Origin of the sequence: Bacteroides sp. 43_46 (genome assembly GCF_001915455.1) — a bacterium.
Lineage (GTDB): Bacteria > Bacteroidota > Bacteroidia > Bacteroidales > Bacteroidaceae > Bacteroides > Bacteroides caccae.
Genome location: NZ_MNQN01000141.1, coordinates 25,240 through 47,480 on the forward strand (window position 1 = coordinate 25,240; position 22,241 = coordinate 47,480).

Below are 22,241 nucleotides of genomic sequence, written 5' to 3' on the forward strand. Positions count from 1 at the left end.
ACACGAACATTTACTGAATATCCTACATTACGGTCACGGGGAGTAGAAACGGTTACTTCACCCAACGAAATCTGGAGCTGTTTCTGCATCTTACTGTTACGACGATTACCCATCTGATTTCTTCTTCTGTAAGATATGCATCTTCTCGCCTTCCAAAGCTGCATTAAGGATACTTGTCAACAACGGAGCAAAAGCATCGTCTTTACCTAACAAAGGCTTGCCTGCTTTTAGCTGTTCAATAGTCTTCTTCCTGATACTATCAAATTCTTCTTTCATACAAAAAGCTGTATTAGCAAAGTTAATATTTTCTTCTTTGTTGACACAGTTTAATTTACATACTCTGATTTGTTGTCAGACAACTAAAAGACCAGACTTCCCTGAAAATTACAATATTCTGCAAGACATCTCTGGAATGCTCACATAAATCCCCTAATTTATAAGAGAATATCAGAGACATCTTGCAGTAAAAAGGAAAGTATCAACTACTCATATCATACTATTTTGATAAGATATCATTCGGAGCGACACTGGTATTATGGAATATCCTGAATCAGACCTTCCCAACTTTTAATGCCAATCCGTTCCAGATATTGTTTAAAGTAATCATCTTCTTCATCAGTACCCGCTTTCTGATAGGTAGTCCATACAGGTTTAGCTTCTCCCTTATATTCTTCATCGCTGTATTTACGTAATCCCAAAGGAACACCATCGCCTAAATGATCAAACCAGCTATGCCATTGGATTCCATTAATACCGTCCAAAGCATTAATTTTCTTCCATCCATAAGCAAATCCGGCTGCTTGATCCTGCAAATCTTTATCTTCATAGCTCGGAGAGCATGTTCCTGCTTCAGAAAGCCATACAGAACGCCTGATATTTCCCTTATACTGGTTCTGCGAAATACCAACCCATTTATCCAGTACTTCAAGATTCTTCAGTGTCACATATTCCGTATCCATAGAGAAAGTCGCCTGAGCGTCATCCCAAGTACAAGGATTTCCCAGCTGTGCCGGATAACTGTGGCATGCCAACGACCAGAAGAAATCACCTTCAGCCTTACTAAACAGATTCATCAGATCAAGCATATCCCTCACTTTATACCAGCCACCGCCGGCGGCAATATTCCACCCATGCGAGAAAGAAATGAACACTTCTGAATGCTGGTCATACTGATGTACAATATTATAACACATACGCATTGAACGAAGATAAGTATCCATAAATGTGGCAATCGGCTTATCTCCCATATTTGTCCAATGAATTCCTCCATCTACCTCATTATGGATAATCCAATGTGCTATACGCATATCGGGATCACTATATCTTTGCGCTAAAAAGTCAAGTGCAGCAGCATAACATTGAGTAGACTCTACCGTAGTCATATTGGGCATTGTATAAGGAGCCACCCCGTTATAATCCGGATGCTTCAGGAGTTCACCTGCATCTCCGGAAGGAGCAATCAACAAAATGCCGGCTACAGAAATTCCACGTTGACTGGTCTGTTGCAATACTACATCAAATGAACTTATCAGATATTGTTCGTTAAAATAATATGTTTTTCCTCCATATGTATACGGTATGTCACCTGGCTGCTCAGAAAGATGCATAAAATTACTAATAGGAATATTGATAGTAGCACTGCTGATTCCCAACTCATCCAAATCATGTGTCAATAATCCATGATTAATAAGTCCGCCCAATCCTTTCTTCGATTTCAGAGGAACCGCTTCGACACTTTGTTTTGCATGAATTGCATCTACATTAGCATAACGTGCATGAGAAACAAGCTCATCCACATCCGCTCCTTCTTTAAACACGGCCCATTTGGACAATAGACGATCATATTTAAAATCTCCCACAGTAACATAGCGATCTAACTGTATGGAGAAAGAGTTTTCTGATAAAGGAATTTTAAACTCTATCTTCTCCGTTTTAAACATGTCCACAAAAGGAGGTATTTCGCCCAAGAAGAAAGTACCTTCGCCCGTATAATCTCCCTGGATAGTTACCGATGTTTCTCCAACCGTAACATCTGTGATATGGCAGGCATATTCTTTACTCAGATAATCTTTAATTCCTTGCTCATACTTCTCTTTATTCAAGGCTTCATTCTTTTCTTCCTCTTCTTCCTTTTTCTCTTCGTCGTTCATAACACGCAGGCGAATGTTACGCATCTGTATGGTATTATTAGGATCAGTTCCAAAGTCCATACGCAAGTTATCTCCTTTTTTACCCCAATTAAAATTCTTTCGATATTCTTTCAGACGAACACTAAAAGAAGCCCATTCTTCAGAAGCCGGCACCTGCCCCGCACTCATACTATGCGCCGGATCAATTCCCGTTTCTACATCCATAAAGAAAAGTTCGAGATTACTCATCCCCAACGTTGTCTGATATTCAAATTCAAGTACATTACATTCCTCAGGCACATCTTCCGCAAATACTCCGGTTGTCGCCCATGGATCACCATCAGTTGTTTCTATAGTACAAGTACTATCCTCATGTAAAGTCAAATTAACCCCCGACTTATACTTTCCATTCAATAACATATAAACAGGTGGAGTAACAGTCTCCTCAGGAGGAGTAACGGGAGGCTCTACATTTTCCTGAAAATCGTCCTGACAGGAAATTAAATTCACAATCAAAAATAGTACTCCCAACAATCCCACACATCGCCCTACAAAGCGACCCAGTTTTCTCGTGTAAAAAACTCTCAGCTTTCTCATAATTTCAGTTTTTAGTTAATTATAAACAATCAGAAATTTTCAATAATATTCCAATCAGAAATTCCAATTATAGGTAAAAATTGCTCAAAAAATTCATCTTCTTCGTGTGTGTTTGCTTTTTGGTAGACATACCATGCAGGTTTAGGTTCTCCATTATAAGATTCATCCAAATATTTACGTAACCCCAAACAAGCACCATCACCCGGATGATCAAACCAATTATGCCATTGCCAAGCATCAATGCCTTCTAAAGCATTAACCTTTTTCCAAGCATAAGCAACCCCTGCCGCCTGCTTTTGAAGTTCCTCATCCGAATACCCCCGCGAATTCACCCCTGCTTCCGAAAGCTATACAGAACGTTTAATAATTCCTTTATATTTATTTTCTTTATCCAAAGCCCACTTATTCAGAACTTCAAGATTCTTAAAAGTAACAAATTGAGTATTCATAGAACAAGTAGCATTCGGATCATTCCAAGTACAAGGATTAGTCAAATCCTGTGCATAACTATGATAAGCCAGCCCCCACTGAAAATCCCCCTCCACTTTGCTATAAACGTTTAACAAATCAATCATTTCCTTACAGGTATACCATGTAGGGTTGGATTTTTCTGTCCATGAATGAGAAAAAGAAGCAAACACCTCTGCATTCTCATCATATTGTCGTACAATGTTATAACACATTCTCATAGACTTCACATAGGTATCAGTAAACACTGTTATTGGCTTTATTCCCATGTTAGTCCAATCTCTAGCTCCATCAACTTCATTATGCATAATCCAATGGCTAATTCTTCCATAGCGATTATCAGTAGTACAATACCTTTTCGCCAAAAAGTCAAGTGCCGCAGCATAACAATTAAGTCCCTCTAAGGTTGTCATATTAGGCATAGTATACACCCCACCATCATTATCTGGATGCTGCAATATTTCTCCCAGTTGTGAATCAATACACCTAGATGCTGGCTCTAATAGTATAATTGCTGCAACAGACATATTTCGCTCTTTCGTTGCTGCCAAAAGAGTCCTATCAATCGAATTCTCAAGATACCCCAAATCCATGTAATAGCTTTTCCCCCCATATACATATTCAACATCACCAGTTCTTGGAGTAAGATGCATAAAATGAGTTATACAAACATTGATAGTAGCGCTACTGATATTTAATGATGCAAAATCAGATATATATTGATTAGGAATAATGCCGCCCATTCCCTTCTTAGACACAATCTTAATAGGAGCCAAATGTTGAGTAGCGAAAATCTCATCTGCATAGCGAGCATGCGAAACTAGCAAATTTTGGCCTGCTTCTTCTTTAAAAATAGCCCACTTTGATAAAAGCCTGTCATATAAAAAGCCTTCCCTCTCAACAAACCGTTCAAGTTCTATTTGAAATAATGAATTTACAAGTTTTACTTTATAAGGACTATTCTTCAACTCCGCTACATCCATACTAGGGGTAATCTCACCTAGAAAAAAATTGCCTTCGCCCGTATATTCACCTGTCACCCTAACAGAAGATTCTGTTATAGACACAGAATGAATATGGCAAGTATAATCATTATATAAATAAAAGTTTAATTTTTCTTCATGTCGAACATCTTCCTCGCTAAAAAAAGGAGGTTCCGTTTCCATTCTATTATCACTTTCATTACAAGAAACTATAACTAAAAGATAACATATAAAAGAAAAAGCAAAAATCACTTGCTGCACAAAATTACAGTTCTTTGAATAAAACTGTCTCTTTAGATTTTTCATATATAAAAATTCTATATAGTTTAGGTTTAGGATGCACAAAAATAGAATAATTATAGCATCATCTATAAACAATTGCTTTTTTTAACAATAAAACATTTATAATGCTACAAGAATTTAGGATATCTCCAATATATTTTCAAATCTTTTTCTTCAATAAAACATTACAATCCGTCTAGCACAACCTCATTAAACTATATAAAAACCGGATTCTGGAGTAACATTTTCCAATATTGCTGTGTTTCATCATTATACAATACTACATACTTATCAGGGTTGTCTGCCAACAAAGCTCCAAATTTCCCCAAAGTTCCTTTCGTCGTTATTTGATGTTTACAATGAGCTAACAGATATAAATCCATATAACCTTTATCAGAGCCATTTATATCAACCACTTCTGCACAATCTTTCACAGAAAGCCTTGGCAACAAGTCCATTTTAACCCATTCTGGCTCATCTGAAAAAAAATAAAAATAAGGTCTATACAATTTCTTTTTAAAGAAAGCCGTAGCATTTATAAAATAATCAAATGAAGCTGGCGCTCCATAAGAAGATACTTCTTCCTTTAAATCTCCTCTTCTGACATGAACTCCAACAGAATCTACACACTTATCTATTTCTAAACATTTTATCTGATTAACTTTATCGAGAACACCATCAACCATTCTATATAAAGATTGAAAAGTTTCAAGCCACTGCTTTGATGGGAAATGATAATATCCTCCTAAATATATAGGTGGAACCAAACTAAGAAATGACATATCATTAGTACGAATATCACCATCATTGCCCCCATAAAAGTATTCTCTTCTATATACATCCACTTCCAGTTTTGACGCTTCTTCAAACTCCAAATACGGGAAAGCCTTCAAAATATCAAAGTTCCTAACAAATTCATTGTTTATATCTAATCCCCATTCCTTATAAAATGTCAAATCATAACACACTGAAAAACCTCTTTTACGATATAAATTTCCCAATAAATATTGATGCATCTGCGAACAAATACCACCGTCCATCAATACAACAATTTTAGTTCGTAACAGTCCTCTATTCAGCAAATATTTATAGATATTTCTCTTCAAATCACCCAACATATTTTAAAAGCATTAACTTTAATTCGTATTAATGACAAATATATGTATATTTGCAGAATATACAGCCAACATAGCATATAATTTTATAAGATTAGAACATGATTGCTCCATTACTAAGCATAATTACCGTAAACTACAACAACAAAAGTGGACTTATCCGAACTTTAAATAGTATCAAAAATCAAGAAAGCGTTTTTTTTGAACATATCATCATTGATGCTAACTCCACAGATGGAAGTAAAGACGCAATCCTACTATATGAAAAAGAAATTACATTTCCACTTTATTGGGTATCAGAGCCTGATAATGGCATTTATGACGGAATGAACAAAGGTATAAAACAAGCGCATGGAGAGTATCTGTTTTTTCTAAATTCTGGAGATACCTTAATAAGCAATACCATACTACAGGAAATAGCTTTAGATGGTAATAAATATATATATGGAAATATAAAATACATATTATCAGAAAAAGACTACAGATATATTACCCCCTCTGAAACATTAGATATCGTTTACCTTCTTAAAACAGCATTACCACATCAAGCTTGCTTCATTCACCATTCCCTATTTCAGAAACAATTATATAACACTGAATACAAAATCATATCAGACTGGATACATACAATGGAAAGTATTATTTTTAACGATTGCAGCTATAAATATATAGACATTGTAATAGCAGAAGTAGACGGGAATGGGATCAGTACCAATCAAGAAAAATTAATGGAAGAACGAATAAAATGGATCAAAAGCAAGTTTCCGAAAGCCATATTAGATGCATTATCTGAGCTATACGAGTATCGTATTTCCGAACTTGCTCCTTTCATACAGCCAATATCACAAACAAAAAAATTTAAGAAAAGGATTAGAAAATTAATATCATTTCTTTTAAAAATCAACAATATTATTTCTCACAAAAAAAGAATTGAACAGAAAAAAAATGAGATATGGACCCCCTTCAATTAAGCAGCTAATCTCCCTCCTTAAATCTAACCAATAAAAGCGTCAAATACACTAGCATTTACAAGTGCCACAATTCATAGTTCAAGCACCATAATAATATTTTAGTACACCTAAATTTTACCTTTTTGAATATAGTACTTCAACCTTAAGTTCCCCCACAACATGGAAAATCGGAAAGCAGAAACCACCCTCAATTCACGCTTAGACATTGATTGCTTCAATTCAGGAAAGCATCTCAAATCCTGTATTATTCTATCCATGTCTTTTTTCAAATTACGTATCTTCCTCCAAACAATTTTTTGGAAAGTATTTCTAATATGAAAAAATGCCAAGTCTTTTTTCATAAAGTCTATCACTCCCTTTTGTGCAAGGTAAAGTTCCAACCAACTTCTATAAAATTCAAAATTCGCAAATTTGCCTTCATCAAAATTGCAAGAATGAGAAAGTGAAAGATTCCGAATATTATAATCTAAAATAACATATTCTATAGAAACAACTTTCTTTGAACGTAAAAGCAACTGCACACTCCAAATCACATCCTCCCCAAAACATATATTTGGATATATCTCCATTGGGTCATTCAACAACAATTCACGTTTATGAAATTTAGACCAAACACTCCAATAAGCCTTATTATTTAATATTTCTTTAAGGTAATCAATACCAGACATACTTGAGAAATTAAAAAACGACGATTTATAAGAGGTACCATCTAAATAACAAAACTGGAAAGGGGCAACTACAATATCCGCATTGCTAGCTTCCGCTTTATCTAGCAAATATTCAATTGCTTTTTCATGCAGACAATCATCACTATCCAAATATTGCACATATTTCCCCTTAGCTATTTTCAAGCCTTTATTCCTAGCTAGGGCAGGTCCTCCATTTTTCTGTTCCAACCCGATTATACGCTTATCCAATTTTACATATCGATCTATTATCAATGATGTATTATCTATGCTTCCATCATTTACAACAATAATCTCAATATTTGTATAGCTCTGACATATTACACTTTGAAGGCATTTTTCTAGAAAAATTTCCCCATTGTAAACAGGAACAATAACAGACACAAGTGGTAGTAATTTATCCATATTACATTTATATTATCAACATTTAGGACATACAATTCGTCAGTTTTCCTCCGACTACATCGTCCAACCTCAATTTACATATATCAATACCTACATACTAGACCCTGCCAGTTGTTTCTAATCAGGAAAAATGTCGCCAATAATATATTGGCCAAAAATAGACAATTTTTCTTATTCGTTTGCGATAAAAAACTTCTAACTCTCGAGAAGGAAATTTTAATAATGTTTTAAATTTAGCTCTCATATGCTTTATTGGCTTCTGAAAACACCTCGGTTTCGTCAAAAGGACAAACTCCTCAAAAGTAAAAAAACATATACGAATAAGCCTATTCCTTACTTCCAATAATTCTTCTCCTTCAAACAATAAGTGCTTCTCTATAAACTCTATCCGAGAAAATTCAGCCATAAAATAATGATATCTATTCAAAGGAGTAATTAAATGACAAATACTACTACTGCGTTCAACATAATGATAAAACACCTTATCAACCCAAGCTACCTGCTTACATTGCAATATCCACATATGCATCGCAATTCTATCTTCATAAATATTATTTTCTGGAAATTTATACTCTGAAAAGACTGTTCTTTTAAAAAGCTTTGTACAAGACGAACAATTCAATTTATCCCACATCATATCTCTTAATACATCCAACGATGAGCGTATATATATCTGTCCGGAGTTTTTATCACATCCTTCAATTCGACCATCCAAATATTCAGTCTGAAAATTAGAATAGACAATATCAACATCATGACATTTTATCACATCAAATAACTCCTCATACATATTATAATCGATATAATCATCACTATCAACAAAACCAACATAGGGAGCTGAAGCAATATCTAGTCCTGCATTACGAGCTATTGATGCATTGGCAACCGGAAGATGAAGTACTTTCACACGAGAATCAAAAGACATATATTCATCACACAATGCGGCAGAGCCATCATTTGATTGATTTTCTACTAGAATTATTTCTATATCTTTCAAAGATTGATTACGTATCGAATCAATACACCTAGGCAAATACTCAACTGTGTTATGGACAGGGACAATTACACTTACTAAACAATCCATTCATTTATTATATAAATCGTTATATTCAGCAAATATACATAATTCCTCACTACCCCACACAACAAAAGTAACAAAAAGCCCTCTTCCCTATTAAAAATAGCTAAAGCACTTCCAACAATTTTATCATATAACAAACCTACAAATTCAATTCATTATTATTATATTTGCAAACACATTTAAATAAATGATTATGACCCAACCCACATTAAGTATCATAACTGTAAATTTCAACAATAACAAAGGATTAATAGCAACTCTGAATAGCATAAAGAATCAGTCATTCACATCTTATGAACATATCATTATTGATGCGTGTTCAACAGATGGAAGCAAAGAAACAATTATAAAATACAGTAAAGAAACTTCTCATTTGGCCTACTGGGTATCAGAAAAAGACAATGGAATATACGATGGAATGAATAAAGGAATAGAACATGCTTCTGGAGAATATCTATATTTTCTCAACTCTGGAGATTGTCTTATAAAAGATGTTTTAAGACATATTCCTTTTGATGGCACCCAATACATATATGGCAATATAAAAATTATACCAACAAACGAAGATCCATGGATATGGAAATACCCAGATAGATTCGACACATTCTTTCTTGCAAATTCAAAAGGTTGGATTTCACAACAAGCTTGTTTTATCCACCATTCATTATTCATAGAACAAAAATATGATACTAACTATAAAATTATATCAGACTGGATACATGCAATCCACTCTATAATCTTAAAAGGATGTAGCTATAAACACATTCCAACAACTATCGTTGAATACGATGGTGGAGGTGCAAGTTCTAATTATGAGAAAACATGGGAAGAACGCAACAAATGGATAGAACAAAACATCAATAAAACCTTTTTCAAATCATTTTTAGAACTAGAGGCTTTCAGGGAAACAGGGCTTGGTAACTTAGTTCCGTTATTAAATAAAACTCACAAGTTCAAAAAACGTATAAGGAAAATCATCTTATTTTTATACTACATAAATTCATTTTTTTCATTTCATAAACCAAAACAATAATGACTATGAAATCGCTTTTTATCATATATGACTATCAAATATTCGAAATGCAACGCTTTGGTGGTATTTCACGTTATTTCTGTGAGATAATTAAAAGAATTTCAGCAAAACATAAAATCACCGTGCGATATTCTATCAATTATTACCTCACAAGTTGGATGTTGGAAAAAAGCCTAATATTATTGCCAAGATTTATCTACAAACGATATCATTCCTTTTTTGAAAAAAAGAATCACGAAATAACAAAAAAACTACTAAAAACAGGTGGACCATACTTATTACACCCTACATACTATGATCCATATTTTTTAGATTATATTGGAGAAAACCCATACATTATTACTGTACACGATATGATCCACGAAAAATTTCCACAATATGTAACAGATGCAAATATCACAATAGGTCATAAAAAAAAGGTTATAACACGTGCCAATCGAATTATAGCTATTAGCGAAAACACCAAAAAGGATATCATTGAAATTTTCAATATTAATCCTCAAAAGATAGATGTTATTTACCACAGCACAAGCATGAAACACTTTTCGGGAAAACATAAATTACAAATACCCGAAAGATTTCTATTATTTGTTGGCGATCGTACCCCCTATAAAAACTTCAAACGCTTTATGGAAACATTCGCTCAAATACATGAACAAGATAAAACACTATTTGCAATTTACACAGGAAGTAAACTAAAAAAAGACGAACAAGATATGCTTATTGGCATGGGTATATTCGAATATACGATTCATATAAAAGCTTCTGATCAAGCTCTTAGTGAATTATACTCCAGAGCTTTACTATTCGTATATCCTTCTCTTTATGAAGGCTTTGGAATTCCTATTTTAGAAGCCTATGCATGTCACTGCCCCGTAGCACTCAGCAACACTAGTTGTTTTCCCGAAATAGCAGGTGATGCTGCTGTATATTTTGATCCATACTCTATTAGTTCCATGTCTGAAGCTATCACAAAAGTAATATATAATGAAGAAAAACGTTCTCAATTAATCCGTTTAGGTAACGAACGTTTAAAACGATATTCATGGGAAAAAGCAGCCCAGAAAACAGAAGAGGCTTACCAAAAAGCCATACAATCATGAAAACAATGTAAAATCTTACATATATGAATGGACCAATACTTAGTATAATTACTGTAAACTTTAACAATAATCTTGGTTTACTCAAGACATTAGAGAGTGTAAGTTCACAATCATTTTCATCATATGAACACATTATCATTGATGCAGGCTCCACTGATGGTAGTAGAGAAACTATCATACAATATGAAAAAGAAAACCCTCATCTAAGTTTTTGGTCTTCAGAATCCGACAAAGGAATATATGATGGTATGAATAAAGGAATTGATCATGCAAAAGGACAATATCTATATTTCCTCAACTCTGGTGATTGCCTAAGCCAAGACATTCTCGCAAAAATACCATTTGATGGTACAGAATACCTATACGGAGACACTATCTTATTTTATAAAAGAAAAACTAAAAAAAGAGTATACCCAGACACATTGGATCTCATATATCTATCAGATAATTCACTACACCATCAATCATGTTTTATACATCATACCTTATTTAAAGATAAAAGATATGACATTAATTACAAAATCATATCTGATTGGGCACATTGTTTCCAGTGCCTTATAATTGAAAACCGCACTTATCGCCACTTACCATATATTATATCTGAATGCGATGGAAGAGGTATAAGTTCCAATGGGAAAGAACTTAATCAAGAACGTACATTATGGTTTCAAAACACTTTTCCTGCAACACAAAGTAAAGTATTTATAGACTGCGCTGCACTAGACCGTTCAGGGTTTAGAGACATCATTCATATTTTAGCAAATACACACAAATTTAAAAAACGAATGAAAACTCTCATTCTATTTTTATATAAAATAAATAATCTATTCTCATATAAGCACAAACGTATTAAAAATTAAAGCTCTAAATAATTGCTATTCTGAGGATAGTAATGTATATTTGCATGTTTATTCTTCATAAAATATCTGGAATATGAAAAAAGGGATCACAATATCGTTAATCATCGCTACATACAACTGGCCAGAGGCTTTGCGGCTCTGTTTGGATAGCATTTTAAGACAAACGATATTGCCTTCTGAAATCATCATTGCGGATGATGGGTCTGATGAAAGAACAACAAAACTCATACATGAGTTTACACAAAATGCTTCCTTTCCTATATTCCACGAATGGCATGAAGACAGAGGATTTCGTAAAACAATAGTATTGAATAAAGCTATAAGCAAAGCATCTTCCTCTTATATCATTCAAATAGATGGAGATATCATAGCTAGTCCAAATTTTATAGAAGACCATGTATATATGGCTGAGGAAGGGTGTTTTATTAGAGGAACCCGAGCAAACCTTAATGTAAGAGCGACCACATCTTTACTAGATAAAGGGAAACTATCAATAATAAATAAACTCCAGTTAATAATGAAGCAACCTACAAATGCTTTACGACTTTATCCCATGATTGCGAAGTTTGTCACTCGTAAAGAATTGTCAGGAAAAAGAGTAAAAGGATGTAATATGTCTTTCTGGAAAAAAGACCTTATTGGTATTAACGGATATGACAACAATTTACAAGGATGGGGACATGAAGATGAAGAACTTAGTTGGAGACTAGTAAACTCAGGCATAGAAAAGAAAATTATTAAATTTTCAGCAATAGCCTATCACCTGTACCATAAGCAGCTCTCTCGCAAGGAAGAACCGCATCATAGAGAGTTTATGAAGACTATTAAAGAACAAAAAATAACCCGAACAAATAACGGAATTGAAGAAATCTAACAAACCAAACCTATGACAGTTTCATTGATTATCTCAACATACAACTCTCCCAAGGCACTAGACCTTTGCCTTATGAGTGTACTTCAACAATCAGTACTCCCTGACGAGGTACTGATCGCAGATGATGGTTCCAATGAAGAAACCAGGAAAATAGTGGAAGAATTCAAGAAACAATCTACTGTACCTGTTATACACGTATGGCATGAAGATAATGGCTTCCGCCTAACTGTTATCAGAAATAAGGCTATTGCAAAAGCCAGTATGGACTATATAATTCAAATTGATGGAGATATCATTTTGAATCATCATTTTATCAAAGACCACAAACGCTTTGCACGCAAAAACAGTTTTGTAAGTGGTAGCCGTCTCAATATACAATCTGAACTTTCTAAGAAATTAATAACAGAACGAAGCATACGTGTTTCAATCCGTAATAAAGGAGTACATAACCGGCTCAATGGAATACGTTGGCAACTATTGACATATCTCTTACAAAACTACCACCGGACAGATCTACTATATGTACGCGGCTGTAACATGGGTTTTTGGAGAAGTGATTTATTAATGGTCAATGGATATGATGAAAACATGATTGGCTGGGGACGAGAAGACAGCGAAATAGCCTGCAGACTAATTAATGCAGGTGTACGTAAACGTATCATCAAGAATGCCGGCATTGTGTTCCATTTATATCACCAAGATAATTCACGGGCACAATTTAATATTAATAACGAGATACTACAGAGAACTATTGATGAAAAGCGAATTTGGTGCTCCAAAGGAGTTAACCAGTATCTTACAGAGAAAAAATAGAAAAATAAATATGAGACAAAAAGATTTAAACTTTTTAGACAGAAACGAATTTAACTACAGCCCATCAAAAGAAGTAGTAGAAGCACTCAAAAACTTCGATATAAATAAACTTTGCTTTTATACCCGTATTTACGATGAAGGCAAAAAAAGCATTTTATCCGTTTTCTTATCTGAATTATACGATATAGACGAGACGCAAGTTTTATTAGGGTACGGCGGAGAGGATATTCTGAAACAGGCCGTACATTATTTCCTCACAGAAGAAGACGGAAATAAAACGATGTTGATTCCTAAATTCTCATGGTGGTATTATAAGTCTATCGCAGATGAAGTGAACGGTCGCACTTTACAATATCCTCTTTATGAAGACGGAAACACGTTCAAGTACGACTTCGCCGCCATGAAAGATATGATACAAAAAGAAAATCCGAAGATTTTACTGCTTGCATCGCCCAATAATCCTACCGGAAATGGTCTGACTCCGGAAGAACTGGATGAGTTGCTGGCTGAAGTTCCTGCCAAAACGAAGGTCTTGATTGACGAAGCATACGCCTCTTTCGTCTCAACAGACACAAGATATATCAAAGAGTTGGTGAACAAATATCCGAATTTGATCATCTCCCGCACTTTATCCAAGTTTTACGGCTTGCCGGGGTTACGCATGGGATTCGGTTTCATGAGTAAAGAACTGGAAAAATTTAGCAAATACAGCAACAAATATCTGGGATACAACCGGATATCTGAAGACATAGCTATCGCAGCACTCAAATCGGATGCACACTACCGTAACATCGCCAAACTGATGAATGAAGATCGTGCCCGCTATGAAAAAGAAATCGGTGTGCTGCCCGGATTTAAGGTATACGAATCGGTAGCCAACTTTATTTTAATCAAATATCCGATTACATTAAAAGAGGCACTGCAAAAAGCGTTTGCCGAACAGAGTTATAAAGTGAAATTTATGAATGAACCGGATATCAACACTCATCTGCGCATCACGCTGGGACGCCCTGAGCAGAACCGGATCGTCATAGATACAATCAAAGAAATCGCATCCAAATGAAAGCTGTAATACTAGCCGCAGGAATAGCCTCACGTCTACGCCCACTGACCGACACAACTCCCAAATGCTTGCTCAAGATAGGAGAACGTTGTTTGTTGGAAAGGGCTTTCGACGCTTTAATACAAAATGGTTTTAACGAATTTATCATTGTCACCGGATATCGCCAGCAACAAATAGTCGACTTTCTGCAAGCTCATTATCCGGCTCAAAGTATTACTTTCATCTACAATGATAAATATGAATCAACCAACAATATCTATTCTTTGTGGCTGACCCGCCCTTATACGGAAGGGGAAGAGGTATTACTTCTGGATAGTGACATCGTATTTGATCCCCAAATCGTAGAGAAGTTGCTCCGGTCGGACAAAGCCGATGTACTGGCACTCAACCGCCACGAACTTGGTGCCGAAGAAATTAAGGTTATTGTGGACAATGAACAAAAGGTAATGGAAATCAGCAAGGTTTGCTCTATACCTGATGCAATCGGTGAATCAATAGGTATTGAAAAGATGTCGGCAGCATACACACAAGCGTTATTCCGCGAACTGGAGATGATGATCTTATCAGAAGGATTGGACAATATTTTCTATGAACGGGCGTTTGAAAGACTGATTCCACAAGGATATAGTTTCTACGTAATGGACACCACCGAATTCTTTTCGGCAGAGCTGGACACGGTAGAAGATTTCCAACAAGCACAGAAGCTGATTCCGGCTAGTCTTTACTAATATAAAATTTGAATAGAAATGGCCACTTACGATATTCGCCCCTTACAGCTTCGCATCTTAAAGAATTTACTAGCAATAGATAAAGTCTGTAAAGAACATAACCTGCGATATTATATCATGGCAGGTACGATGTTGGGAGCTGTACGCCACAAAGGATTTATCCCCTGGGATGATGATCTGGATATTGGTATGCCACGGGCAGACTATGATCTATTAATGACTAATGCCAAGGAATGGTTGCCGGAGCCATACGAAGCCGTATGCGCTGAGAATGACAAAGAATACCCGCTTCCGTTTGCCAAGATACAGGATGCCGACACAACATTAATTGAACGTATGCATCTTAAATATCTGGGAGGCGTATATATTGATGTATTCCCATTGGACGGTGTGCCGACAGGCCGTATGGCACAAAGAATGCATTTTGCCAAATATGAATTTTACAAACGGGTTCTTTACCTGATTCACCGCGACCCGTATAAGCATGGAAAGGGGCCAAGTTCATGGATACCATTACTATGCAGGAAGCTTTTCACACTCACCGAAGTACAGAAAAGCATCAGAGAGGTTATGACCAGATACGACTTTGACAAGAGTGATCTTATTTGTGACTATGACGACGGCATGAAAGGAATCATGCCAAAAAAGATTTTGGGAGTTCCTACCCCTGTCTTGTTCGAGAACGAAGAAGTATGGGGCATACAGGAATATGACACATATCTGTCTCAGAAATATGGGGATTATATGACGATTCCCAAACAGAGTGGACAAAGACAACATAATTTTCATTATTTGGACTTGAATAAACCTTATCGGGATTTTGAAGTCTAATTATAAACCATATAAGCAGTAGGTAACAACAGAGATGAGAATAGGTTTTGACGGAAAACGTGCAGTGCAGAATTTCACCGGGTTAGGTAATTATAGCCGCTATGTAGCGGATATTCTTTGCCACTTCTATCCGGAGAATGACTATGTCCTGTATGCACCTAAAAAACGGGAAAACAAAAGGATGAATCTATTAACCGGCCAATACCGGCAGCTCACTCTCGCCTATCCTGCTACTTCTTTTTGGAAAAAACTAAGTTCATTATGGCGCGTATGGGGAATCACCTCTCAATTGGAGAAAGAAGGTATTGAGTTATTCCACGGACTCAGTAACGAGCTTCCTCTCAACATCCATAAAAGTCGCATTAAAAGTATTGTAACTATCCACGACCTGATATTTTTGAGGTATCCGCAATATTACCAATCTATTGACAGGAAAATATATACATACAAATTCCGTAAAGCGTGCGAAAATGCTGATAAGATAATTGCTATCAGTGAATGTACCAAACGGGATATTACCCGATACTTCAACATCCCTGATGATAAAATAGAAGTCGTTTATCAAGGATGCGACGTCTCATTTACTCATCCGGTGACGGAAGAAAAAAAGGAGGAGGTACGGAAAAAATACCAGTTGCCGGACCACTATATACTTAATGTAGGCAGCATTGAAGAACGAAAAAATATTCTTGCAGCAGTACAGGCATTGCCTATGCTGCCGCAACATATTCATATCGTTATCGTAGGACGCCGTACAGGCTACACAAAAAAGGTTGAACAGTTTATCAAAGATAACGGTTTAGGCGAAAGAGTGCATATTATCAGTAATGTCCCTTTCAACGATTTGCCCGCTTTTTATCAATCAGCAGAGATTTTTGTATATCCTTCCCGTTTTGAAGGTTTCGGTATCCCCATCATAGAGGCACTATATTCGGGTATTCCTGTGGTAGCCGCCACAGGCTCATGTCTGGAAGAAGCCGGAGGGCCCGACTCTATCTACGTAAACCCGGATGATATCACCGGACTGGCTGATGCATTTAAACAAATATATTCAAATTCCGATAAAAGGAAGAACATGGTGGAGAAAGGACGGGAATTCGCGAAACGGTTCTCTGAGAAACAACAATCGGAAGAAATTATTAACATCTACAAGAAACTAATACGATGAACATACTTAAACACTCAATAAAGAAATTTATATATGGTACGCTTCCATATTATTTTATGAAAGGGTATAAGCCGGATTCTCCTTATCTGAAGTATTATAAATACATCAGAAAACATGGATATTCAAGACACTTATACGAATTCAAAGATGAGTATTTGAGTATGCCTGTCGATGTACGGAAAGACGAAAATAGGAATTTGTATTATGTACTAAAGGAGGATGGTAAACGCCTGTACTTCCAAAGAACAACACCTCCCCATAAAATCCAGAAGTATTACAGGGCGTTGATGATAGAGCAAGACCAACGCTCCGCACACCATTATTTCAATAATAATAAGGACGTAACGGGAAAGGTTTTTGTTGACGTGGGATGTGCCGAAGGATATTCTTCGCTGGAGATTATCGAAGAAGCCAAACATGTTTATTTATTTGAGCAGAACGAATCGTGGCTGGAAGCTATCAGGGCCACTTTTGAGCCATGGAAAGACAAGGTAACCATTGTTCAGAAGTATGTGAGCAACCGTAATTCTCCCAAAGAACAGAAACTGGACGATTTCTTCAGAGACAAACCGGACGAGCATCTATTTATAAAAATGGATATAGAAGGGGCTGAGCGCCGTGCGCTGGCCGGATGTGAACAGCTTTTCCGGGATTGCAAGAAAATAGATTTCGCCATCTGTACTTATCACCTACATGATGACGAGGAGGTTATTTCTGCGTTTCTTGATAAACACAACTGCACATACAGAAATCAAAAAGGATTTTTCAGACACAAGATCAGGAGTGTTGTTCTTCGAGGCAACAAGAAAGTAAATTAACTACCGATAGTCAGAAGATAGCAAATCGCAATAATCATACTTACACAAGTAGGTATCATAAATATGTTTTTCCTTCGCTAATAAATAATGCGAGAAGTGAGGCTCCCAGGAAAGGAACTTACGCGTAGAGCGACATAAGCGGAACAATAAAATATGCGAAACGATATGTTTTGACTTCTCTTTTCGGGCTGCACGACGGTAAATGTAGTGGGTAAAGAACTGATCACTGTAATAAAGAGCGAGCTTGACAGTAGCCGCCACATCCCAACCCCGCAAAGAAGCATATTCGGTCATTATATATGCCAGCACTTCCCGGGATATGCACAGACGGCACATATTACGGCAAACTTTATCACAATCTATTTCCGGTAATAACTGCATACGGTTCACATCAACCAAAGAGAAGCTATATTCATTTGCTCCATTCTGATGAATCAGAATATTGCCGGGAGAATAGTCCAAATGTAAAATACCCGCCTGATGTAATGCAAAAGTGTAACGCGCGAACGCCAGTAACTTGTCTTCATTTCCCTCAACCTTACCGTCCATCAAATAACGAACGGTTTCACCATTGTCATAGCAACAAACATAGTAGCTGTTTGTAAGAAGACCTTTCTGAAATTGTTCGATCATGGCAATCGGTTCCGGAGTATTGAAACCATGCTTCTGAAGTTCCATGGAATAGATATAGGAGCGGGCAGCTTTGGATTGGCGGAAATATGAATAGACAACACGATTAATGATGTGAGGCTTTTTAAAGCTTTTCACAACAACATCAACGTTATCCAGACTAATCCGTTTTAGAATATTACGCCCATCATACACCACCTTTCCTTCATCCGCAAAGAACTTGGGAATCTCCTCTATCTGTTTTTGCAAATGTGTGTACTTGGGATTTACAATCACTCTCATTACACTCTTCTATAAATCCTACTTACAAAGATTGTGCAAAGATAAAGAAATTAGGGCATATTCCGACTATATTTTTTTCTTTTATCGCAAAACTAAGATAAAAGGGGACAATTTAGCCCTTTATTTCGACTCCCAAGTCTGCGCAGGCTTGCTTTATTGCCTTAAAGCAATAATATCCATGCGAAAGTTTATCGGCTATTTGCAATACATTTTTCTTCATTTCCATGTATTGTCCTGCACTTATTTTAGGTAAAATATCTTCAAGTTCCGTCAAAGAAGAGATACATATACCCACATTGTTCTTCTTCACAAAAGGCGCCAGCCCGGCTTTCTCCCAAACGATAATCGGAAGACCGCAACGTATGTAGAGAGACATTTTATGAGGAGCGTTATATTGAAGATATTCTCCCAAAGCACCACTTCCTCCCTCTAAAGAAGATCCATACCAGGCAAGTCCATATTCGCCTTCTGCCGTCGCTATCAGCTCGTCCGAAGAGACAAAGCCTTTATAATCAACTTTTCCTTCCAGTTTTTCGGTTTCAAGACCACTTCCATAGAGCACTATATCATAAGAACGGGGAGAATTTGCCTGTTTATATAAGAAATCATTATGATAAGAAGACAAAGCACCGACAAACAGGATGCGGTTCGGTGATTTCGGCACATCATTGCCGGCAACAGGTTGGCTATCGGATAAATAATCAAATATCTCCAATATCTGCAGCTTGGCCTTAATTCCATGTTCAAGCAGCCAGTCCCTCATACGTTCACTATGTACTATCACACAGTCCGAGTGATCCAAGCGCGCTATTTCTTGGGGGATAGTCAGCTTCTTACGACGAAAACTACCCAAATCATGAATCAACGTCACCACCTTGCAGCCACGTAGATGAGCCATATTGCAGACAAATGCATAATATTTCTTCAAAGGATATTGCAGTACCAGCACATCGCCTTTACGCAAACAGAGAATACTCTTCAGCACACTGAATAAGGTACGACAAAAAGCTACAACGACATTTCTATACCGGGTTTGTTTCAGCCCGACATTCCGGAAGCCATGCGACTCCATTATCTGTTCAATGTCTGTTTTTGCTTTATTTCCGGCATTATCGACACCTCGGTAATTTCTTGATAGATAACAAATCATAGGAATGATATTTTATAGTTCATTTTGCGCCAAAACCAATGCGGCAGCCACTGTATCGTCCATATCAAAATAAGCGTATTGAGCTAAACGTCCGCCAAACAAGACTCCGGGAGTATGTATAGCCAACTCCTTGTATTTCTCGTACAACCGCATATTTCTCTCGTCATTCACCGGATAATAAGGTTCGTCCCCGGGAGTGAATGCAGAAGGATATTCGCGGGTGATCACCGTATGCGGCTGCTTACCAAATTCGAAATGTTTATGTTCGATAACACGGGTATAAGGAATCTCTCTTTCACAATAATTAATGACCGCATTCCCCTGATAATTTTCCATTTCCAGACGTTCGTGTTCAAAACAAAGACTACGGTATTCCAAATGCCCGAAACGAAAATCGTAATACTCGTCAATACATCCGGTAAACAATACTTTATCCACCAGCGAATCCAGTTCTTCACGAGCAGAAAAATAATTCGTCCCCAAACGCACATCAGCTCCTTCAAACAAACTTTCAATCAGCTTATTGTATCCGCCTTTAGGAATGCCTTGATACTCGTCATTAAAATAATTATTATCATAAACGAAACGGAAAGGAAGTCGTTTTATAATAAAGGCCGGAAGCTCCGTTGCAGGACGCCCCCACTGTTTTTCCGTATATCCCTTGATTAGTTTCTGATAAATATCTTTTCCACAAAGCGTCAAAGCCTGTTCTTCCAGATTGGCAGGAGCCTGGATATGTGCATATTCGCTACGTTGTTCTTCAATCTTATCCTTAGCCTCTTTAGGAGTGTTAACTCCCCATAACTTATTAAAAGTATTCATGTTAAAAGGCAGATTATATAATATGCCTTCATAATTAGCTAATGGAGAATTAGTGTAGCGATTAAATGTTACGAAACGGTTCACATAATCCCAGACTTCTTTATTGTCTGTATGAAAGATGTGCGCTCCGTAAAGATGTACATGAATGCCATCTATATTCTCACAATAGATATTTCCGCCGATATGACTACGTTTATCTATAACAAGACAGCGCTTGCCCGCATCAATGGCTTGACGAACAAACACAGCCGCAAACAGCCCTGCTCCAACTACCAGATAGTCATATTCTTTCATATACATTCAAAAGCTATTTATGATTAATCAATGATTCCCTCAATCTTTGCAATCACCTGTTCGGGAGTTATATCCCTCAAGCAAGCATAGTCGCCCCGCCAGCAAGGCTTCTGTCCATAAACCGAACAAGGACGACAGGATAAATCAAGTTGTACTGTATTGACCGGTAATTGTTTCCACCCCATAAACCCGGCATAAGGATGAGTGGCTCCCCAAACGGAAACCACAGGTATATTCACCAGAGATGCCAAATGCATATTAGCAGAGTCCATAGACAACATCACATCCAGATGACTCATCAGATTCAGTTCCGTACGCATATTCAATTTACCGATCATGGAAACCACCGAAGGATATTTGGCAATCCAGGAGTCAAAGACTTCCTGTTCGCTTTTCCCACCGCCAAACAGAAAAACTTTCACCGCAGGATTAGCAGCAAAATGAGCAACAACCTGTTCCTGCAATTCTAACGGATAAATCTTGCCCTTATGCTTGGCAAAAGGAGCAATACCGATCCATTTTTGTTTTCCTTTCGGTCCTGTCATCGGTTCAATCTCTGCGAAATCACCCTTTCCTTCTCCATAAATAGAAGAAAAGTTCAATAAAACCGGCAGTCCCAACTTTTCTAACACATCAGCATAACGACGGAAAGAACTTTTCTGGTTCTCCAGCACTTTATGACGGCGGCGAACCAGTTTCTTTTTTCCGGCTCTCCCTTTACAAATGAAAGCAACCGGTATATTGGCAAGGCGAAACCGCAGACACAGATATTTCGAACGAAGTACGTGATGAAAGTCCGCCACGTAATCGAAATGCATTCTTTTCAGTTCCGAATAAAGGCTGTTCAATCCCCATAGCCCTTTATGCTTACCTGTCAGATCAGCTCCGACAAAATTCACATTTTCAGGCAAACTTTGAAAAAGAGGTTGCCATACGGCACGACTTAATACAGTGATTTCGTGCTGTGGATATTGCACAGCAAGCGAATGTATCACAGGTATTGTCATGGCTACATCGCCAAGGGCTGAAAAACGGATAATGAGAATACGCGCCAT

At 36.9% G+C, this 22,241-nt stretch carries 19 protein-coding genes and 2 pseudogenes; 11 read left to right on the plus strand and 10 right to left on the minus strand.

Features of this window, described 5'->3' with window-relative positions:
* Positions 1–17: 17 nt before the first annotated feature.
* The 4 genes and pseudogenes from BHV72_RS17915 to BHV72_RS17930 form a co-directional block, all read right to left on the minus strand.
* Positions 18–276, minus strand: a pseudogene (locus BHV72_RS17915) (transposase); the annotation flags it as partial.
* 257 nt (positions 277–533) lie between these two features.
* A complete protein-coding gene (locus tag BHV72_RS17920) occupies positions 534–2,726 on the minus strand; it encodes a DUF5722 domain-containing protein (RefSeq protein WP_149922402.1) in 2,193 nt (730 codons plus the stop codon).
* 29 nt (positions 2,727–2,755) lie between these two features.
* Positions 2,756–4,483: pseudogene (locus BHV72_RS17925) on the minus strand (DUF5722 domain-containing protein).
* A 191-nt stretch (positions 4,484–4,674) separates the two neighbouring features.
* Entirely contained in the window at positions 4,675–5,577 is a 903-nt protein-coding gene (locus tag BHV72_RS17930) for an alpha-1,2-fucosyltransferase (RefSeq protein WP_055170030.1), read from the minus strand.
* A gap of 98 nt (positions 5,578–5,675) precedes the next feature.
* Between BHV72_RS17930 and BHV72_RS17935 the strand changes: the two genes are divergently transcribed.
* Entirely contained in the window at positions 5,676–6,545 is an 870-nt protein-coding gene (locus BHV72_RS17935; RefSeq protein WP_005682423.1) for a glycosyltransferase family 2 protein, read from the plus strand.
* 107 nt (positions 6,546–6,652) lie between these two features.
* On the opposite strand, the gene BHV72_RS17940 is transcribed toward BHV72_RS17935, so the two are convergent.
* Together BHV72_RS17940 and BHV72_RS17945 are read right to left on the minus strand one after the other, a co-directional pair.
* Positions 6,653–7,636, minus strand: coding sequence for a glycosyltransferase (locus BHV72_RS17940; RefSeq protein ID WP_005682424.1), 984 nt, complete (start codon positions 7,634–7,636; stop codon positions 6,653–6,655).
* A gap of 121 nt (positions 7,637–7,757) precedes the next feature.
* A complete protein-coding gene (locus BHV72_RS17945) occupies positions 7,758–8,720 on the minus strand; it encodes a glycosyltransferase family 2 protein (RefSeq protein ID WP_005682426.1) in 963 nt (320 codons plus the stop codon).
* A 190-nt stretch (positions 8,721–8,910) separates the two neighbouring features.
* On the opposite strand from BHV72_RS17945, the gene BHV72_RS17950 reads away from it, so the two are divergent.
* The 10 genes from BHV72_RS17950 (at position 8,911) to BHV72_RS17995 (ending at position 18,008) form a co-directional block, all read left to right on the plus strand.
* Positions 8,911–9,750, plus strand: a complete 840-nt coding sequence (locus tag BHV72_RS17950; protein ID WP_055170209.1) for a glycosyltransferase family 2 protein — start codon at positions 8,911–8,913, stop codon at positions 9,748–9,750.
* A gap of 5 nt (positions 9,751–9,755) precedes the next feature.
* Positions 9,756–10,853 carry a glycosyltransferase family 4 protein gene (locus tag BHV72_RS17955; protein WP_032838475.1) on the plus strand — a complete coding sequence of 366 codons (1,098 nt, stop codon included), beginning with the start codon at positions 9,756–9,758 and terminating at the stop codon, positions 10,851–10,853.
* Between the two features lie 23 nt (positions 10,854–10,876).
* Complete coding sequence (locus BHV72_RS17960; RefSeq protein WP_005682429.1) at positions 10,877–11,713, plus strand: glycosyltransferase; 837 nt, start codon at positions 10,877–10,879, stop codon at positions 11,711–11,713.
* Positions 11,714–11,786: 73 nt separating this feature from the next.
* Complete coding sequence (locus BHV72_RS17965; protein ID WP_070100364.1) at positions 11,787–12,587, plus strand: glycosyltransferase family 2 protein; 801 nt, start codon at positions 11,787–11,789, stop codon at positions 12,585–12,587.
* Between the two features lie 12 nt (positions 12,588–12,599).
* Positions 12,600–13,400, plus strand: coding sequence for a glycosyltransferase family 2 protein (locus BHV72_RS17970; RefSeq protein ID WP_022041607.1), 801 nt, complete (start codon positions 12,600–12,602; stop codon positions 13,398–13,400).
* 10 nt (positions 13,401–13,410) lie between these two features.
* Entirely contained in the window at positions 13,411–14,463 is a 1,053-nt protein-coding gene (locus BHV72_RS17975; RefSeq protein ID WP_122264012.1) for a pyridoxal phosphate-dependent aminotransferase, read from the plus strand.
* Positions 14,460–15,191: a phosphocholine cytidylyltransferase family protein gene (locus BHV72_RS17980; protein WP_122295032.1), complete on the plus strand. Its 732-nt coding sequence runs from the start codon at positions 14,460–14,462 to the stop codon at positions 15,189–15,191. Before BHV72_RS17975 ends, BHV72_RS17980 begins: the two co-directional genes overlap by 4 nt.
* An 18-nt stretch (positions 15,192–15,209) precedes the next feature.
* Positions 15,210–16,022 (plus strand): LicD family protein, encoded by an 813-nt coding sequence (locus BHV72_RS17985; protein WP_122295034.1) that lies wholly within the window; start codon positions 15,210–15,212, stop codon positions 16,020–16,022.
* Between the two features lie 34 nt (positions 16,023–16,056).
* A complete protein-coding gene (locus BHV72_RS17990) occupies positions 16,057–17,190 on the plus strand; it encodes a glycosyltransferase family 4 protein (RefSeq protein ID WP_055170025.1) in 1,134 nt (377 codons plus the stop codon).
* Positions 17,187–18,008, plus strand: a complete 822-nt coding sequence (locus tag BHV72_RS17995) for an FkbM family methyltransferase (RefSeq protein ID WP_005676998.1) — start codon at positions 17,187–17,189, stop codon at positions 18,006–18,008. The genes BHV72_RS17990 and BHV72_RS17995 overlap by 4 nt, the downstream gene beginning before the upstream one ends.
* Here the strand turns inward: BHV72_RS17995 and BHV72_RS18000 are convergent, their stop codons facing one another.
* The 4 genes from BHV72_RS18000 to BHV72_RS18015 all read right to left on the minus strand — a co-directional run bounded on the left by BHV72_RS18000 (position 18,009) and on the right by BHV72_RS18015 (position 22,241).
* Positions 18,009–18,920: a lipopolysaccharide kinase InaA family protein gene (locus BHV72_RS18000; RefSeq protein WP_005676997.1), complete on the minus strand. Its 912-nt coding sequence runs from the start codon at positions 18,918–18,920 to the stop codon at positions 18,009–18,011.
* A gap of 112 nt (positions 18,921–19,032) precedes the next feature.
* On the minus strand, positions 19,033–20,070 hold the full coding sequence (locus BHV72_RS18005; protein ID WP_022041604.1) for a glycosyltransferase: 1,038 nt from the start codon (positions 20,068–20,070) through the stop codon (positions 19,033–19,035).
* A 12-nt stretch (positions 20,071–20,082) separates the two neighbouring features.
* Entirely contained in the window at positions 20,083–21,186 is a 1,104-nt protein-coding gene (gene glf, locus BHV72_RS18010) for a UDP-galactopyranose mutase (RefSeq protein WP_122365070.1), read from the minus strand.
* A 23-nt stretch (positions 21,187–21,209) separates the two neighbouring features.
* The gene (locus BHV72_RS18015; protein WP_005676992.1) at positions 21,210–22,241 is read right to left on the minus strand and encodes a glycosyltransferase family 9 protein; all 1,032 of its coding nucleotides are present in this window, start codon (positions 22,239–22,241) and stop codon (positions 21,210–21,212) included.

Excerpts from the sequence above, each read along its gene's own strand:
- BHV72_RS17975 (WP_122264012.1), top strand. The coding sequence starts at position 13,411 with ATGAGACAAAAAGATTTAAACTTTTTAGACAGAAACGAATTTAACTAC.
- BHV72_RS17985 (WP_122295034.1), top strand. The coding sequence starts at position 15,210 with ATGGCCACTTACGATATTCGCCCCTTACAGCTTCGCATCTTAAAGAAT.
- BHV72_RS18015 (WP_005676992.1), bottom strand. The coding sequence starts at position 22,241 with ATGGCGCGTATTCTCATTATCCGTTTTTCAGCCCTTGGCGATGTAGCC.
- BHV72_RS17990 (WP_055170025.1), top strand. The coding sequence starts at position 16,057 with ATGAGAATAGGTTTTGACGGAAAACGTGCAGTGCAGAATTTCACCGGG.
- BHV72_RS17955 (WP_032838475.1), top strand. The coding sequence starts at position 9,756 with ATGAAATCGCTTTTTATCATATATGACTATCAAATATTCGAAATGCAA.
- glf (WP_122365070.1), bottom strand. The coding sequence starts at position 21,186 with ATGAAAGAATATGACTATCTGGTAGTTGGAGCAGGGCTGTTTGCGGCT.
- BHV72_RS18000 (WP_005676997.1), bottom strand. The coding sequence starts at position 18,920 with ATGAGAGTGATTGTAAATCCCAAGTACACACATTTGCAAAAACAGATA.
- BHV72_RS17960 (WP_005682429.1), top strand. The coding sequence starts at position 10,877 with ATGAATGGACCAATACTTAGTATAATTACTGTAAACTTTAACAATAAT.
- BHV72_RS17950 (WP_055170209.1), top strand. The coding sequence starts at position 8,911 with ATGACCCAACCCACATTAAGTATCATAACTGTAAATTTCAACAATAAC.
- BHV72_RS17980 (WP_122295032.1), top strand. The coding sequence starts at position 14,460 with ATGAAAGCTGTAATACTAGCCGCAGGAATAGCCTCACGTCTACGCCCA.
- BHV72_RS17930 (WP_055170030.1), bottom strand. The coding sequence starts at position 5,577 with ATGTTGGGTGATTTGAAGAGAAATATCTATAAATATTTGCTGAATAGA.
- BHV72_RS17995 (WP_005676998.1), top strand. The coding sequence starts at position 17,187 with ATGAACATACTTAAACACTCAATAAAGAAATTTATATATGGTACGCTT.
- BHV72_RS17920 (WP_149922402.1), bottom strand. The coding sequence starts at position 2,726 with ATGAGAAAGCTGAGAGTTTTTTACACGAGAAAACTGGGTCGCTTTGTA.
- BHV72_RS17945 (WP_005682426.1), bottom strand. The coding sequence starts at position 8,720 with ATGGATTGTTTAGTAAGTGTAATTGTCCCTGTCCATAACACAGTTGAG.
- BHV72_RS18005 (WP_022041604.1), bottom strand. The coding sequence starts at position 20,070 with ATGATTTGTTATCTATCAAGAAATTACCGAGGTGTCGATAATGCCGGA.
- BHV72_RS17940 (WP_005682424.1), bottom strand. The coding sequence starts at position 7,636 with ATGGATAAATTACTACCACTTGTGTCTGTTATTGTTCCTGTTTACAAT.
- BHV72_RS17935 (WP_005682423.1), top strand. The coding sequence starts at position 5,676 with ATGATTGCTCCATTACTAAGCATAATTACCGTAAACTACAACAACAAA.
- BHV72_RS17965 (WP_070100364.1), top strand. The coding sequence starts at position 11,787 with ATGAAAAAAGGGATCACAATATCGTTAATCATCGCTACATACAACTGG.
- BHV72_RS17970 (WP_022041607.1), top strand. The coding sequence starts at position 12,600 with ATGACAGTTTCATTGATTATCTCAACATACAACTCTCCCAAGGCACTA.